Below are 16935 nucleotides of genomic sequence, written 5' to 3' on the forward strand. Positions count from 1 at the left end.
TGGCCGCACGGCCGTATTCCCGTCAGGCTCTCGCCGGTTTGTTGTGGGGCGACCTGCCCGAAGCCGACGCCCGGCGCAACCTGCGCGGCGTGGTGCTGAAACTGCGCCAGGACTTAGACCCCCACCTGTTGATCAGCCATCACAGTCTGGCCTTTAACCGCGACAGCGCCTATACGTTGGACGTGGAGACTTTTCGGGCGCTGTTGGCCCGGCCGGCTGGTTCCCGGCCTCAGCCGGAAAAGCTGCGCCAGGCGGTTGGCCTCTATCGGGGCGACTTCCTGGAGGATTTTCATTTGCGTCAGGCTCCGGCATTTGAAGAATGGGTCATGCAGCAGCGCGCCGAGCTGCGCCAGTTGATGCTGGAAGCGCTGCAAACCCTGACGGCCGTTTGCCTGCAAACAGCCGCTTATGAAGAAGGTATTGCCGCTACCCACCTGCACCTCAACCTGGAACCCACCGACGAAGCCGCCCACCGCCAGCTCATGCGCCTGTTGGCCCTCAGCGGCCAGCGCAGCGCCGCCCTCAACCAGTTCGACCGCTGCCGCGACCTCCTGCAAGCCGACCTGGGCATTGAACCGGCCGCCGAAACTATTTTCCTGCGCGATCAAATCCGCACCGATACTTTGCTCCCCTTCTCCACTGCGCCTGGTCTCTCTGTCTTTGTGTCCCCCCCGCCTCCCCCGGCCACGCCGCCGCCCTTTATTGCCGGGCCGCCCATCACCCACCCGGCGCGCTTTTTTGGCCGCGAACGGGAATTGAAGCGCCTGTTTAACCTGCTGCGCCACGCGCCCATGCAAAACGCGGCCATCATCGGGCCGCGCCGCAGCGGCAAAACCTCCCTGCTCCATTACTTGAAGAGCATCGGCACGGCCGTTCCCGGCCAACTTCGCCCCGACCAGACCCAGGCCTGGCTGCCCCAGCCCCAACTCTACCGCTGGGTCTTCATAGATTTTCAGGACACTCGCCTCGGCGATCCTCAGGCCCTCATGCACCGCTTGCTCACCCAAATGGAGCTGCCCGCGCCGGAAAAATGCGGTCTGGACCAATTTTTAGATATCGTGAGCGATGAACTGCGCGCCCCTACCGTCATCTTGTTCGACGAGATTGGCGTCGCTTTGCAGCGCTATCCGCAGCTAGATGATGCCTTTTGGGAAAGCCTGCGTTCCCTGGCGACCAATCAGGTTGGCGGCCAATTGGCTTTTGTGCTGTCCGCCGCTGAAACGCCGGACAAACTGGCAAACCAAAGCGGCCACGGCTCCCCATTCTTTAACATTTTTGGCTACGTCGCCAACCTCGGCCCGCTCAAGGAAGAGGAAGCCCGCGCCCTTATTGCCAGTTCGCCCCGCGCCTTCCCACCCGCCGACGTGGAGTGGATGCTGGCCGAAAGCGGCGGCTGGCCCATGCTGCTGCAAATTCTCTGCCGCGAGCGCCTGCTCTCCCTGACCGAAGGTGAAACAGGCGACGATTGGCGCGCCGATGCCCTGTACCAAATTGCCCCGTTTCGCCGCGAGCAAGAGCCAGACGGCCCTCCCAGAGTGGCCGATTGAATATGAAGGCGCGCTTCGCCTATTCCGATGAGCCGGCGCTGTCGGGCGGGTTGCTGCCGGGTAGTTGGCGGCTGCTGTTCTGGCTGTTTTTTCACCCGGCCGCCTGGCGCGCCCACATCGCCGCTATTGATCCGCATCTGTCGCCCGATTTTTGTATGGCTGAACTGAGCCGCGCTCAATGGCGGCGGCCCGCTTTTTGGCGGCTGATGGTGATGCTGTTTCTGGCCTGGCCTTTTTTGCTGATGCTGCTGGTGGCTGCCAGCCTGTGGCTGTTGGGGCTGCCGACGCAGAGCATTGCTCTGGGCGTGATTGTTGGCGTGGGGGTGGCGCTGCTGGCCAGTCTGGCCGCCAGTCTGGTGGGCAGCCTGGTCATCGGCACGGCCGTTGGCCTGGGAACCGGCGTGGTGACGGGTATCGCCGCCGGTCTAGTTTTGGGCGAGGCGGCTAATCCATTGACGGCCGTGCCCAACTTCTCCCTCGATCTGGTGCTGGGTACGGTGATTGGCCTGTCCAGCGGGCTGTCTGGCGGCCTGGCCTATGGCGTAACGATGGGCGTTACCGGCCGTTTACGCGATCTTGCCCCCGCTTACTCCTTGCCGCGCCAGATTAGCGGCGTCATCGTGGGCGTTTTTGTGGGGATGGCCGGCGGTTTTATCGTGGGTGGCCTGACGGAATCATGGCTGACCGGGTTGGCCCTGGGGCTGCCCTTTGCCCTGGCAATTGGCTGGCGTACCCGTAGTTGGCGGCGTGGATTGGTGTGGGGCGCGCTGCTCAGTCTGGCCGTCGCTCTGGTCGCCGGGCTGGCACTGTCGCCGGCCGAAGCCGGGCTTTGGGGGGCGGCGCTAATCGTGCTGCGCCTGGGGGCGACGATGTTGGCGTTGTTTGCCCTGCCCTATGTGCTGGCCGAGCGCATCGCCGGTCCCTGGGCTGGGGCGTTGGCCGGGGTCTTGGGCAGCGGCAGCGGCCTGTTTTTGCTGGCTTCGTCTACCCAGGCGTATGGTCCCATTGTGTTGTTTACGCTGGCCGGCATTTTATTGGGGCTGACGCTCGGTTGGTGGCGGCCGGTGGTGGGTTATCCTTTTATCGCCGGGTGGAATATGCTGCTGCTGCGCCTGGATGAGCGCCGTTTGCCCCAGGGACGGCCGTCGCTCATTCGCTGGCATTCGGCGTTTTGGGATGAGTTGCAGCGGCTGCCGCTGTCTGGCCTGGATACGCACATTTTGCTGCTGCGGCAGTATGACCCGGCCGAGGGCACGGCCGTAATGGAGTTTCTCGGTCATGGCCGGCAGCGTTGGGCCGCCCAGGCGGTGCAGATCGAGACCGACGCTCGCCAGTTGGCCGCGTGCCAGGACATTCAGTCCATTGGCGCGGTATACCAGACTCTGGCTGCCGGCGAGCTTTCTGGCCCGGCCAGCGCCCTGCTGCGCAGCTTCAGCCGCATCAGCCGCGACGTCGCCGCCGCGCTGAACCAGGAGAGCGCCTACAACCAACGGCTGGCCCTCAATGCCGTCGAAGACCGGTTGGATGGCCTGCTGCGTGAACTAACCCGCAGCAGCGAGCGCTACGCCGACCGTTTTCGCCCCATCGCCGCCGCCTGGCGTGCAGTGGTCGCCGGGACCCATCAACAATTGGTGGCCGAGGCCGAGCTGCGCCAGGAAATTGACAGCCCTTACATCATTGGCGTGCCGCTGACAGAGCGGCAGGCCATTTTTGTTGGCCGCGCTGATGTCAGCGCCCGCATTGAGCAGCTTTTGTTGGACCGGCGGCAGCCGCCGCTGCTGCTCTACGGCCAGCGGCGGGTGGGCAAAACCTCGCTGCTGAACAACCTGGGCCGCCTGCTGCCCAGCACCATCATCCCCCTGTTTGTGGATTTGCAAGGGCCGGCCACCAGAGCCAGCGACGAGGCCGGTTTTTTGTATAACCTGGCCCGCGCTCTGGTCCGCTCGGCCGGGCAGCGCGACCTGGCGCTGCCACCCCTAACCCGCGATGATCTGGCGGTTGACCCGTTTTCGCAGTTTGAGGAATGGCTGGACGCAGTGGAGTTGGCATTGGGTGACAGCCTGGCCCTGCTGATGCTGGACGAGTTCGAGGTGTTGGCCGATGCGTTGGAGCGCAGGCGTTTTGACGAAGTAACCGTCATGGGCATGGTGCGCCATCTGATCCAACATCGCAGCCGTTTTAAGGTGCTGCTTTCCGGCTCACATACGTTGGATGAGTTTCAGCGTTGGGCGGGTTATCTCATCAATGTCCAGGTAGTCCATATCGGCTACCTGAGTCCGGCGGAGACGCGCCAGTTGGTGACCCAGCCGGTGAGTGATTTTGCCTTACGCTACGAAGCGGCGGCGCAAGAGCGGGTGATCGCCCTGACCAGAGGACATCCGTTTCTGGTGCAGTTGTTGTGCGCGGAGATTGTGGCGCTGAAGAATGAGCAGCCACCGGAGATGCGCCGGTTGGCGCGGGTGGCGGATGTGGAAACGGCCGTATCCGAAGCGTTGCAGCATGGCAGCTTCTTCTTTGCCGACATCGAACAAAACCAGGTGGATGTGGTGGGGCGGGAGGTGCTGCGCCTGATGGCGACCTCTGGCGAGGGTGAGGTCACGCCGCGACAAAAGCTGGTGGCCTATGTGCCCAGCCTGATGGCCCTGGAAGAATCACTTGTCTATTTGCAGCGGCGTGAACTCATCGAAGCTGTCGGGGATGGTTACTGCTTCCAGGTTGAACTGGTGCGGCGCTGGTTTGCGGCACGGCCGTAAGGCGCCCCGATTAGACCAGGCAGGCTTTCGTGAACCTGCCTGGTCCTGAGGCAGTTACCGTTGGCGCAAGCGCGAAAAAGTGCGCGCGCTAATTTCACTGCGCAGTCTTACCAGTTCGGGGAATTCATAGAAGAATAATACCTTCTGCTCGGCAATGCTGCGGCCCGTGGGCCGACTCTGAAGCACAAATGCCGTCCACGACTCGGCAATGTCTTCGCCCACATTGGTCGCCGCGTAGTCGGTGACAAACTGGTCGGCGTGTCGTTCGTAAAAGGCGAACACAGCCTCTTCATATTCCCCTTCATCGTCAATCGCCTCAAGCTCCCAAACCTCGTCCTCCAAATCGGCCCAGAAGCGGTCGTAGAACAGGTTGATGTAAGAGTCTGGGCGGCTGCACCCTTCGCCGGGGAAATAGGTGGGGCAGGCAGCGTAGGCTTCGTTGTACAGCGCTTCGTCGTCTTGCTGATAAAAGAGGGTGGGGTCCAGATTGACCTGTGAGTCGTTCAACGTCAGCAGGTGGCCGAATTCATGGATGAGGCTGTAGGTCAATTCTTGCTGGTCGGTGGCGTCTACGATGTCTATGGCCAGCACCCAGCTGTTGGGGTTGTCGCCGTCTTGGGTGACGGCGGCGTAGACGTTTTCTGGCCCATCGGTGAAGATAGCGTATTTGCTGACGTAGGTGCGTTGTTCGACGGGGATGAGACTGGCAAAATAGATCCAAATGGCTTCGTGGGTGGCGGTATCAGTTTGGTAGGGGCGCAGGTCGCTGGTAACGGCCGTTTCCTGCGGGCTGCCAATGGTGTTGCCGTTCACTTCATAGGTGATGATGACATTCTCGCCCAGTTCTTCCATGTCGGCATAATCTTGCTCGTCGCCCCAAAACGTCGCCAGGATGTCGTCGAACAGGCTGCCATATTCGGCCGATGCATCAGCCGATGCGCCATCAGCCAGATAGCAGAGTTGGTCAACGGGATCGTACACTTCATCTTCATAACAATCTTCTGGCGATTCGGCGTAGTCTGCCCACCACTCACTGCTTGCTGCCACAACGCCGTCCGTCGCCTCGCCCACGTAACAGACCTGTTCATCGGGATCAAATTCGTCGCCCGGCAGGCAGTCGGCGGTGGAGTCTGCGTCGTAAAACGCTTCTTCACCGCCGCAAGCGGCTAGACCGCATACCATACCCAGCGCCAGCAAAATCACAAGAACACCCTTGCTTTGTCTATTCAAACCGACCTCCTAACCGTGATTTGGATTGTTGATTATTGTGTGTTTGTTTGTCCCGTTGTGCTTTTGTCTCCACTATATTAAATTCCGCAAACCACATCGTAGATGACTTTGGCGATGCGGCCGATGAGCAGCACGCCGGGGGCGTCGGGGGTCCAGCGTTCCGGGGTGGGGTCGTCGGCGGCCATGACGGTGAGGGCGAAACCTTGCGCCTGAGGCCCGGAACCGCGCCAGACAACGGCCGTTTGCGCCCGCATCCCCATCAGCGACCCCGTTTTGCCCGCCAGCCGCAGCTTCTCTTCTTCCGGTTCCTCTGAGCTATAGGGCGAGAACGGCAAATAGCGGCCAACCCGGTCCGCGCCCACGCCATCCATCAGCCGCAGCATCTCGTCGCAGGCGGCCGGGGAGACGTGTTGGCGGCGGAAAACGGCCGTCATCATCCGCGTCAGGCTCTCTGGCGAGGCAGTGCCCAGGTTGCGCTGGTCTTTGGCGAGTGCGCCAAAATCTATTTTGCGCTGGAGCCGTACATCCTCATAGCCATTTTCGCGCAGCCACTCATTGACAGCTTCCAGCCCAACATGGTCAATCAGGACATTGGTCGCCAGATTGTCGCTGATGTTCATCATCAGAAAGGCCCAGTCACGGATGGGCATGGTCAGGCCAGGGGTGAGGTGTTGCAGCAGGCCGCTGCCGCCGATTTTGTCGGCGCGGCGCAGCATCAGCGGTGCATCCAGGCTGTAGAGACCCGCTTCCACCTGCTGCATCAGGGTCAGCAGCAGCGGCAGCTTGATGATGCTGGCCGTGGGATAAATCTCCTCGGCGCGCAGGCGGATGGTTTCGTTGGTCTGTAAATTCAGGGCGGAGAGGGCAAAACGGCCGTTAAACCCCGCCGCCGCCTGTTTAATAGCTGTTAATGTATCTGTCATACGTTCCACAGTCCGTGCTTTGCATTCACAAAATGGGTTACTGCTCTGCTTGCGGTATGGCATACAACACGCCGCCATCGCTGCCCACATAGACCACACCATCGGCGATGGTGGGGGAGGAGACGCCGCCGCTGGCGGTGAAGAGCCAACGCTGCTGCCCGTTACGGCCGTCTACCGCGTACAAATTTTGGTCCCAACTGCCAAAGTAGACAATACCCTCGGCAATAATCGGTGACGAAAAGACCACGCCGGAGGTGGGAAACTGCCAGCGTTCCACGCCGCTTTTTTCCTCAAAGGCGTACAGCTTGCCATCCAGGCTGGTCACATATACCAGGCCATTCCACACGGCCGGCGAGGCGTAAGATTCGGCGCCCATCTGGATGCGCCAGCGTAATTCGCCCGAAGCCACATCAACCGCGAGCAATTCGCCAATCAACATGTCGTTGGAGATGGGGAAGTAGACGGCGTCGCTGCCCAACACCGGGCCGGCGGTGAAGCTGGCCTGGTCGGCGACGAACTCCCAGACTTTTTCGCCGGTAATCCCCTTGACGACTGTCAGGACGCCAGCGCCATTGCCAAAATAGACCAGGTTGTCGGCCACGGCCGCTTCAAAGGAAATGGGGCTGCCGGTTTCGACGTGCCACGCTTCTTGCCCGTTGTGAACGTTGATGGCATACAAGTTGCCATCTTCGCTGCCGACGTAAACCAGGCCATTGGCGACGGCCGGGGAGGCGGTGATGCTGCCCTGGGTGGCAAAACGCCACACTTCCTGGCCGTCGGCGCGGTTGAGAGCGTACAGCGCGCCATCCATGCCGCCCACGTAGACAACATCGCCGGATACGGCCGGGGAGGAGATAATCGGGTCGCCGGCTGCGCCGATGGCAGCCTGCCAGATTTCTGCGCCGGTGCTGGCGTCGGCGGCATAAAAGATGCCATCGTAGCTGCCAAAGTAGACGGTGTTTTCGACGACGGCTGGGGCGGTGAAGACCCAATCGTTGGTGGTGAACTGCCATTTGGGTGGGGCGGGGTTGGTTACGGCCGTTGTCTCGGCCACCCCGTCTCGCCGCAAATTGGCGCTAAAAAAGGCTTCTGGCCCTGCGGCCTGCGGGTCGCCATCCCGGTTGCGGCCGCAGGCGGTGAGTACCACCAGGCCCAGCAGAAGCAGTAAACTCCATTTACGCATAGAACTCCCTCGTTATTTCGGTTTTCACAACAAGACGGATAAGCGATAAACCGTGCGCTTATCCGTCTGTGGTCAGGTTAGATAGGTTGAGCAAACGGACATGTAACCGTTCACTTCAAAATAAATGGGACACAGATTTTCACAGATGAACACAGATTCAAGTCAGCCGAAATCTGTGTTCATCTGTGTACTATTCCAAAAGAGACTGAACGCTTACACGGCCGTTACAGCCGATCATCCAATTTGTCAGGATTAGCCTCAAGCCAGGCCAAATAAGCTTGTTGAACGATGGTCAGGTCTTCAAGGTGGTTGGCGACTATCTCGTAAATTTCATCGGACGTGATTTCGTGGTAATAATGGGCCATTCGGTTGCGATACCCGGCCATCATGCGTAGTAAACCTGCCTGGTGATCAGTCAATACGCCAGCGTGCTGCAGCTCATCGGCAATCTCTTTGTATTCGCTGACCCCTTTGGCAAATCCTTTGGCCAGAATGTGACGGCCAACGTCTAGCAGCGCTTCCAGCGCACGGCGCAGACAGGATTCGGCCGTCCAGATGTTGCGGTTGTCGGCAAAGAACTGCTGTGGATCGTGCAAGGGTAATGCTTGAATCTCGACCACCATTTTCTGAACCCAATCGAGTCGGTCAATTACCAAGCGCTTAAGAATGAAATTTGGCGTCATCGTTTGGCCTGTAAGATAAGCTGCTGACGTTCACGCTCTAATGGTATCAGGTCGCCGGCGCGGCGCAGCACGTACAAATCATATTCGGCAGCCAGGTACTCATCGTCGGCAAAGATCTGTTCGCCGCGGATCACGTTGGCGGCCAGGAACGGGTCGGCATCGTTCAGGATGACCAGGTCCACCCGCGGCACGCCAAACAACGATTCGAGCGCCTGGGTGAGCAAGACCTTTTGCCTGACTGTAAGAGACACGGCCGTTTTCACACCGATGTCTACGTCTGAATCGTCGGGGGAAAGAACGGCCGTTTCCCCCTTCACCCAGGCGCGCACATCTTTGGCGCGGCTGCCAAAGACGTAAAGGATTTGCACCTGGTATTGGTGACACAGTTGGGTAACGGCCGTTTCTTGTTCAGTCATGGCGATTAACGATTGAACCCGCTATTTCTTCAAAAAATTCCGCAGCACGGTGTGCAGAATCCCACCGTTGCGATAATAATCTACTTCTACCGGCGTGTCTACACGGCAGACAGTTTGGAAGGTAACGGCCGTGCCGTCCTCCTTCACCGCCTGCACCGTAATCTCCTGCCCCGGTTTCAATTCATCGGTCAGGTTGAGGGTGGAGAATGCTTCTGTGCCGTCCAGCCCCAACGTGGCCGCGTTTTCGCCCGCTTTGTATTGCAGCGGCAGCACCCCCATGCCCACCAGATTGCTGCGGTGGATGCGCTCGTAGCTTTCGGCGATGACCAGGCGCGCGCCCAGCAGATAGACCCCTTTGGCGGCCCAGTCGCGCGAGCTGCCCATGCCGTAATCTTTGCCGGCCAGCACCACCAGCGGCGTGCCGTCATCTTTGTAGCGCAAGGAAGCGTCGAAAATGGTCATCACCTCGCTGCTGGGCAGATAGGTGGTCCAGCCGCCTTCCGTGCCGGCGGCCATCTGGTTGCGCAGCCGCACGTTGGCGAACGTGCCGCGCGTCATCACCCGGTCGTTGCCGCGCCGCGAGCCGTAGGAGTTGAAATACTGCGGCGCCACGTCGCGCTCTAGCAAGAATTGGCCGGCCGGGCTGCTCTGGGCGATGTTGCCAGCCGGGGAAATGTGGTCCGTCGTTACCGAATCGCCCACTTTTACCAGCACCCGCGCATCGGCGATATTGCTGATGGGTTTGATCTCCGGCGTCAGGTCAGTGAAGAAAGGCGGTTCTTGGATGTAAGTAGATTCCTCGTTCCAATCATAAATCTCGCCGCCGCTGACGGGGATGGCGTTCCATTCTTCGCTGCCGTCCCAGACATTGGCGTATTGCTCGTTGAACATCTGCGGCGTCAGCGAGGCGGCCATTGTCGCCTGAATTTCGGCGCTGCTGGGCCAGATGTCGCGCAGATAGACTGGCTCGCCGGCGTTGCCTGTGCCGATGGGGTCGTTGATCAGGTCTACGTCGGTGGCTCCGGCGAGGGCGTAGGCCACTACCAGCGGCGGCGAGGCCAGGTAGTTGGTTTTGGTGAGGGGACTGACGCGCCCTTCAAAGTTGCGGTTGCCGCTGAGGACGGCCGAGGCCACGATGTCGCCTTCTTTGATGGCGTTGGCGACGGGTTCCGGCAGCGGGCCAGAGTTGCCGATGCAGGTGGTGCAGCCGAAGCCGACGATGTGGAAGCCCAGCGCTTCCAGGTAGGGCATCAGCCCGGCTTTGTTCAGGTAGTCTTCAACCACTCGTGAGCCGGGGGCCAGGCTGGTTTTGACGTAAGGCGGCACAGTTAACCCTTTTTCAACCGCTTTTTTGGCCAGCAGCCCGGCGCCAATCATGACACTGGGGTTGGAGGTGTTGGTACAGGAGGTGATGGCGGCGATGACGACAGCCCCGTGCCCGATGGTGGTGGTACGGCCGTTGTTGGCGACTACGGCCGTTCTGTCCAAATCTTCCTCCTTCAAGCCCAACCCCTTCGGCCCCATGGGGGCCAACAGCGTTTCGCGGTACTGCTGCTTCATGTCCGCCAGGGTGATGCGGTCTTGAGGGCGTTTGGGGCCGGCCAGGCTTGGTTCCACCGTGCCCAGGTCCAGTTCCAGCGTGTCGGTGTAAATCGGGTCGGGCATGTCGTCGGTGCGGAAGAGGCCCTGCGCTTTGGTGTACGTCTCTACAAGCTGCACCAGCTCCTCAGAGCGGCCGGTGCTGCGCAAGTAGTTCAGCGTTTCCGCGTCTACGGGGAAGAAACCGACAGTCGCGCCATATTCCGGGCACATATTGGCGATGGTCGCCCGGTCGGCCAGGGTCATGTTGCTGAGGCCGGGACCGTAAAACTCCACAAATTTGCCCACCACGCCCTTTTGCCGCAGCAGTTGGGTGACGACCAGCACCAGATCGGTGGCCGTAGCCCCTTCGGGCAGGCTGCCGGTCAGCTTCACGCCAACCACTTCGGGAGTGAGCATGTAGATGGGTTGGTCCAGCATCACCGCTTCGGCTTCGATGCCGCCCACGCCCCAGGCCACCACGCCCAGGCCGTTGATCATGGTGGTGTGCGAATCGGTACCCACCAGGCTGTCGGGAAAAGCCACGATGCCGTCGCCCTCTGGTTTGGTCATGACAACGCTGGCCAGGTATTCCAGGTTTACCTGGTGGACAATGCCGGTGGCCGGGGGCACAACGCGGAAGTTTTGGAACGCTTCTTTGCCCCATTTCAGAAATTCATAGCGTTCACGGTTGCGCACAAATTCGCGCTCCACATTGAAAAAGAGAGCGGCGGCGGAACCGAACTGGTCCACCTGCACAGAATGGTCAATAACCAGGTCCACCGGCACGGTGGGGTTGATCTTCTTGGGGTCGCCGCCCAGGCGGGCCATGGCCGACCGCAGCGCCGCCAGGTCTACCACGGCCGGCACGCCGGTGAAGTCTTGCAGAATGACGCGGCCGGGTTTGAAGGGGATTTCGTCTTGCGCCGGCTGGTCGGCGCGCCATTTTGCCAGCTTTTCCACGTCGGCCGGCATCACCTGGTAGCCGTCGCAGGTGCGCAGCAGCGCTTCCAGCAGCACTTTGATGGAAAAGGGCAGGCGGCTGACGTCGCCTAGTTTGTTGAGTTGATAGTAATAAACGTCGGTTCCAGGGAGTTTGGCGCGCGCGCCAAAGGGGTCAAATAGTTGGGTCATGCGTTACCTCTTGTGAAATCTTGGATTGTGGATTGCGGATTTCGGATTGAAAAGTGTTGGCCGCTTTCCTCTGGTGTGCAATTTGGGCGGCTGCCCCGTATCTTTCTAATTATAGCCAAAATGGGGATTGGGGAAACGGCCGTTTGTAGAGGTATAATCAACATTGAACGAGGAATGACAAACGACGAATAACTATTAACTATAAAAGAGGGCACAATATGGTAAGCGCAGTGGTTTTGTTGAATGTAGAACCAGGACAGGTGAACGAGGTGGGGGCGCGTCTGGCGGAGTTGAAAGGCATTAGCGAGGTGTTTTCGGTGGGTGGGCGTTATGACCTGGTAGCCATCATCCGCGTCAAAGACAATGACACAATGGCCCAGTTGGTGACGGAAAAGATGCACAGCGTGCCCGGCATCACCAACTCGGAAACGCTCATCGCCTTCCGCGTCTTTTCCGAACATGATCTGGCGGCGATGTTTTCGATTGGGCTGGAGTAGGGCGGGGGGACGGTGTTCAGTAATCAATAATCAGTAATCAGTAATCAGTGTTCAGTCTACTGAACACTGATTACTGAACACTGAAACTATCCGCCTAAGGAATCAATGTAGTCCAGCGAAATCTGCGCTGGGTAGAAGTTTTCGTTGACGGCCAGAGCCGATTGATACGCCTGTCGCGCTTCGGAAATGCGGCCTAACTCCAGTAGGACGTGCCCCTGATACCAGTAGGTTTCTTCCACATTGCGGCCCCCCTGCGTATCCAATGTCGCTTGAACCAGGTCCAATACGTCCTGGCCGCGACCAGCCTTCCAATACGCCAGGTAGGGCATGAATTCATACCACAGAATGCGCGGCGGCAGCCCAATTTCTCGCGCCCGATCATACGCCTGCGCGCCACCCTGGTAATATTGCTGATCGCCGGTCAGGCTGGCGATGCGTGTCAGGGCTGTGCCCAGGTTGAACCAGGTCATGGGGTCGTCGGGGGTGGCTTTGGTTTCCGATTCGGCCAGGGAAGCGACGTACTGCCACATCTTCAGATCGTCAAACATCACTTCGCCCAGAATAGCGGCTACTTCACTTTCTTGCTCTGGTTTGTAGACAACGTAGAAAGTGTAATTAAACTGCTGCCAATAGCCGACTAATTCGTCGTAGCTGTCGGTGCGGCCGCTGCCATCCCAGGGACCCAGATAGCTGTCCTGGCTGTACAGTTCTTGCCGCACATCATCGTAGCCATAGACGGTGAGATAGTGACCCCACCAGCCAGATTCCGGCAGTTCGTACCCCTTTTCGACGACTACCGGGTAGCCGGCCGCCAGGAACCGCTTGACCATCTCCAGCGAGCCACCGGAGCGGGCGATGGCGTTAAAGCCGGGTGTAAACTCATTGACATAATCGGCGATTTGCCAGGGGCTGACGTTGCGGTCTTCGGGATTGGGTTTCAGGTAGCTGGCAACCTGATCTTGGGTGACGGGGTTGCCATACCAGTTGAGGACCTGGGTCAGGTTGGCCGGACCGCAGTTGTTAAAGCTTTGTTTGATGACACCCATGTCGGGCAGGAGTACCCGCTCCGGCAGTGGTTCGGGCGTCGGGGTGAGGGTGGGTGTTGGGGTGGCGGTGGGTGGTTGGGTGGGTTCGGGGGTGGCGGCTACGGCCGTTTCCGTGTCGGCTTGCGGTGGTTGGGTGGGTACGGCCGTTTCCGTTGGTGCCTCCACCGGCGCGTCCGTTGGTCTGGCAGCAACCAGGGCGCTGATGTCTACCTGGCTGGCCGCGTCGGCGGCCGCCGGGGCCGGCAGCGCCGCGGCCACCGGCGCAACCTGCTTAATCACCCCTTCGCTGATGCTGCCCAGGAACGGGCTGCGTTCTTGCAAAGCCACCCGGTAACGGCCAGGAATTGCCTGGACCACGCGGGGTAGGGCCAACAACCCCATAATCACCACAAACTGAATACCAACAATCAATAGAATAAGATTTCGTGTACGATTTTTCATAAGCGTGAAGGATTTACAATTGGTCCTGAGCTTGCCGAAGGATTGACGATTGTAAATCAACTACCTCCGTTTTCGATTTTAGACAGGGCGGCGGCGGCCGGAGCGAAGTTGGGGTTGAAGTTGGCCGCTTGCTGCAAGTTTTGCCGGGCAGATTGCACATTGCCCAATGCTTCTTCAGCCAGACCTTTGTAGTAAAAAGATTCCTCAAAATAAGGACGATTTTCCAGCGTCACATCGGCCAGCAAGATGATGTCGTCGTAGCGGCCGGTCTGGTAATAAGCCTCGTAGGGGCCAAACTGGTACCATAACATGCGCCAGGGCAGGCCGATGGCCCGCGCCTGATCGAAGGCGGCGGCCGCTTCGGCGTATTGGCCCAAAGCGTTGTAGGTTGTGCCCAGGTTAAACCAGTTGAAGGCATTGTCCGGGTTGGCGGCCGTTTCGGCGCGAATGGCGTACAGGGCGTTTTGCCACATGGTGGCGTCATCCATGTTTTCGCCAATGATTTCGGCGACTTCGGCGGCGCGTTCCGGCGGGTAAAGGACGATGTAGTTGCGGTTGAAGTGCGGCCAGAATTCAGCGACGGTGCTGTAGGGCAGGTCACGGCCGTCTACATCGGCGTTTTGCAAAGGTTCATCACTCGTGCCCAGCCAGGAATCGTAGACCCAGAACTGCTGCCGGTCGTCGTCGTAGGCAACCACCAGCATGTAATGGCCGTACCAACCCATCCAGCGAAACTCGCCTGGCGGCTCGATGCCAATTTCCAGGATCACCGGGAAGCCGGCGGCGATGAGGCGGCGGACAGTGAAGGCGTCGCCGTTGGCGCGGGTGATGGCTTCCACGTCGGTCTGGTTCTGCACGTAGGCGGCCATCTCCTGCGGCGTTACGTTGCGGTCTTCAGGATTGGGCTTCAGCACGGCCGCCGTTGTGTTCTGATTGATGCGGATGCCGAAATAGCTCAAGGTCATCGCCAGAGTCGCCGGTCCACAGTTGTTCCACTCTTGAAACTGATGGGTGATGCCTTCCAGCCGGGCCGTTCTGGGAATGGGTATAAGCGTTGGCGTGGGCGGTGGTGGGGTGAAGGTGGCCGGCAGAGTCGGCGGCAGGGTAGGGCTGGCGGGTGGCGTGGCCGTCGCCAAGAGTTGGCTGGCGTTGGCTAACGGCGTGTTGGTCGGCGGCAGGAGGGTGGCTGGCGGGGCGGGTGTGGCGATGGGGTTCAGCAGCAAACTGAGGTCGGCGGTGATGGCGACGGTGGGCAGGATGGCGACTTTCTGCGGCGGCGCACCGATGTCTTGAATCGGTTTGGGCAGCCGGGCCAGATAGCGCGGCGGCACAGCGCGCAAAACCGTTGGCGTAACCAGTATGCCAAGCAAAACAGTTCCCATCAGGATTAGTAGGAGGATGATTCTTCTGCTCATTTGCCTTGTGTCCAACCTGGGGCATTATAGCGCAGTCAACCAACCGCCCAAAGGCTGCCGGCAGACTCTTACCAACTCCTTAAACTATACCTGACAAGATGACAAGGTGACATTTGGCAAGGTGATGGGGTAAAAGCCGGGTTTACCCGGCTTTGTTTTGTAGACCGGCGCTTTAGCGCTGGTCGTCGCCGGTTGTTCGCTGCGCCTGGAGCTAAAGCCCCAGGCTAAAAAACGACGCCCCGTAAACGGGGCTAGAGACGACCGTGATGGTAACGACAAGCCTCTCAGAGGCTCCCCAGATTATGGAGATGTTACCCTTTGCGCATATAACGGCCGTTTCATATGCACGTCCCCATCCACCCAGGCGTAAGGGGTAAAGCCGCATCCCTGGTAGAGACGAATGGCTGCCGTCCATGTATCGGTGGTTTCGACGAGCAGTTCGTGGCAGCCGCGGCGCTGCGCTTCGACGATGAGGTGTTCGGAAATGGCCCGGCCCAACCCGCGCCGCCGGTGGGTCGGACGGATGGAAACGCGGACGATGCGTCCGACGCCAGGCGCTTCCAGCCACAGCGCGCCAGTCCCAATTAACACGCCAGCCTCTTCGGCCACAAAAAAGGCGTGCCCGGCGTGGATGTAGCTGGTCATGATGTCGTTCAGGTCGGGGTTGCGCGTGGGGTCCAGCGTGCCCCAATGTTCGTGCAGACCATCCAGGATGAGCTGTTGGGCGGCTGGTTGGTCGGTAGGGTGGAACGGCCGTATCTGGTAGGTGGGTTTTGTCATACGGCGAGAATATAGCAGACAAGGTGACAAGGGGACAGGGAGAAGGGGAGAGGGGGCGGATTGGGGTTTGTTTGGTATCATACTGTAGATAAAAATGGTTCTCTGAGCTTTCCTGTGGCTGCCACAGAATTCATCAGAGACCCATAAAAACCAGTAGTCGAGACGGCCGTTGTCTATGTTAAAACACATGCACACCATTTTAAATCCTGCCTGGTATCAAGGTTTTCGGCGGCGCGCGCCTTATTTTGAGGGGTGGTATTTTAAGCTGGTAGACGCGGCCACGCAGCAGCGTTATGCCATCATCCCCGGCGTGTTTAAGAGCCAGGACCCCCACGCCTTCATTCAGGTGCTCAACGGGCAAACAGGCGCCGCCCATTATCACCGCTTTCCCCTGGAGATGTTTTGGGCGTCCGACAACCGCTTTGAGATTCACATTGGCGGCAGCCGATTTGCGGCCGATGGGCTGACGCTGGCTGTTGACACGCCCACGCAGACCATTCGCGGCGAGGTACGCCTGGGCGACCTGGTCCCCTGGCCGGTGGCGCTGACTGCGCCGGGTATTATGGGCTGGTATGCCTGGGTCCCGACGATGGAATGTTATCACGGCGTCATCAGCCTGGACCATGGGCTGCATGGTGGCCTGGAGGTGGATGGCGAACGGGTGGATTTCAACGGCGGTCGCGGCTATATTGAGAAGGATTGGGGGCAGTCGTTTCCGCAGGCGTGGGTGTGGCTGCAAAGCAACCATTTCGAGCGGCAAGGCGTCTGCCTGACCGGGTCTGTTGCCATTATTCCCTGGAAGCGGGCGACGTTTACCGGTTTTATCGTGGGGCTGTGGCTGGACGGCCGTCTCTATCGTTTTGCCACCTACACCGGCGCCCACGTGGCCGAACTGGCCGTGACGGATGAGACGGTGCAGTGGGTCTTGCGCGACAAACGCCATCAACTGTCTATCCTGGCGCGGCGCGGTGCGGCCAGTTTGTACGGCCTGCTGAAAGGGCCGACCACGGTAGAAATGGGTAAACGAGTCGAAGAGACCCTGACGGCCGCCATAGACGTGCAGCTTTGCGCCCTGGAAGGCGGCCATGAGCGCGAGTTGTATGCAGGACACGGCCGCTGCGCCGGTTTAGAGGTTCACAACGCGGCCGCGCTGCTCGTCGGCCGCTAAATGCTTTCTATCCTGAAAATAGTCCACAGATTACACCGATTTCACAGATTAAAAATTTGTGTCCACCTGTGAAATCTGTGGATATTCATTCCTGGTGGTGGGTTCAGCCCACTTATGATCAACTAGAAATTACATGGCCCA

The 16935-nt window shown here is 59.6% G+C and carries 13 protein-coding genes; 4 read left to right on the top strand and 9 right to left on the bottom strand.

Annotated elements, in window-relative coordinates:
• The first annotated feature begins 551 nt into the window (after positions 1-551).
• Together IPM39_08490 and IPM39_08495 are read left to right on the top strand one after the other, a co-directional pair.
• Positions 552-1547, top strand: coding sequence for an ATP-binding protein (locus tag IPM39_08490; protein MBK8986106.1), 996 nt, complete (start codon positions 552-554; stop codon positions 1545-1547).
• Positions 1544-4300 carry an ATP-binding protein gene (locus IPM39_08495; GenBank protein ID MBK8986107.1) on the top strand — a complete coding sequence of 919 codons (2757 nt, stop codon included), beginning with the start codon at positions 1544-1546 and terminating at the stop codon, positions 4298-4300. Before IPM39_08490 ends, IPM39_08495 begins: the two co-directional genes overlap by 4 nt.
• Positions 4301-4354: 54 nt before the next feature.
• Here the strand turns inward: IPM39_08495 and IPM39_08500 are convergent, their stop codons facing one another.
• From IPM39_08500 to acnA, 6 genes are all read right to left on the bottom strand, one after another.
• Positions 4355-5530 (bottom strand): hypothetical protein, encoded by a 1176-nt coding sequence (locus IPM39_08500; protein MBK8986108.1) that lies wholly within the window; start codon positions 5528-5530, stop codon positions 4355-4357.
• A 77-nt stretch (positions 5531-5607) separates the two neighbouring features.
• Entirely contained in the window at positions 5608-6453 is an 846-nt protein-coding gene (locus tag IPM39_08505) for a serine hydrolase (protein ID MBK8986109.1), read from the bottom strand.
• 37 nt (positions 6454-6490) lie between these two features.
• Positions 6491-7636 carry a PQQ-binding-like beta-propeller repeat protein gene (locus IPM39_08510; protein ID MBK8986110.1) on the bottom strand — a complete coding sequence of 382 codons (1146 nt, stop codon included), beginning with the start codon at positions 7634-7636 and terminating at the stop codon, positions 6491-6493.
• A gap of 224 nt (positions 7637-7860) precedes the next feature.
• Positions 7861-8319, bottom strand: coding sequence for a DUF86 domain-containing protein (locus IPM39_08515; protein ID MBK8986111.1), 459 nt, complete (start codon positions 8317-8319; stop codon positions 7861-7863).
• Entirely contained in the window at positions 8316-8735 is a 420-nt protein-coding gene (locus IPM39_08520) for a hypothetical protein (GenBank protein MBK8986112.1), read from the bottom strand. Before IPM39_08520 ends, IPM39_08515 begins: the two co-directional genes overlap by 4 nt.
• 21 nt (positions 8736-8756) lie before the next feature.
• Entirely contained in the window at positions 8757-11447 is a 2691-nt protein-coding gene (gene acnA, locus IPM39_08525) for an aconitate hydratase AcnA (GenBank protein MBK8986113.1), read from the bottom strand.
• A gap of 218 nt (positions 11448-11665) precedes the next feature.
• Between acnA and IPM39_08530 the strand changes: the two genes are divergently transcribed.
• Positions 11666-11944, top strand: coding sequence for an Lrp/AsnC ligand binding domain-containing protein (locus tag IPM39_08530; protein MBK8986114.1), 279 nt, complete (start codon positions 11666-11668; stop codon positions 11942-11944).
• Between the two features lie 86 nt (positions 11945-12030).
• Here IPM39_08530 and IPM39_08535 read toward each other — a convergent pair whose 3' ends face one another.
• From IPM39_08535 to IPM39_08545, 3 genes are all read right to left on the bottom strand, one after another.
• Entirely contained in the window at positions 12031-12990 is a 960-nt protein-coding gene (locus IPM39_08535) for a C39 family peptidase (GenBank protein MBK8986115.1), read from the bottom strand.
• Positions 12991-13487: 497 nt separating this feature from the next.
• Positions 13488-14846, bottom strand: a complete 1359-nt coding sequence (locus IPM39_08540) for a C39 family peptidase (GenBank protein MBK8986116.1) — start codon at positions 14844-14846, stop codon at positions 13488-13490.
• 300 nt (positions 14847-15146) lie between these two features.
• Positions 15147-15626, bottom strand: coding sequence for a GNAT family N-acetyltransferase (locus tag IPM39_08545; protein MBK8986117.1), 480 nt, complete (start codon positions 15624-15626; stop codon positions 15147-15149).
• A gap of 187 nt (positions 15627-15813) precedes the next feature.
• Here IPM39_08545 and IPM39_08550 point away from each other — a divergent pair, with 187 nt between their 5' ends.
• Positions 15814-16794 (top strand): hypothetical protein, encoded by a 981-nt coding sequence (locus tag IPM39_08550; GenBank protein MBK8986118.1) that lies wholly within the window; start codon positions 15814-15816, stop codon positions 16792-16794.
• Positions 16795-16935 lie beyond the last annotated feature (141 nt).

The sequence above is a fragment of the Candidatus Leptovillus gracilis genome (assembly GCA_016716065.1).
Classification (GTDB): domain Bacteria; phylum Chloroflexota; class Anaerolineae; order Promineifilales; family Promineifilaceae; genus Leptovillus; species Leptovillus gracilis.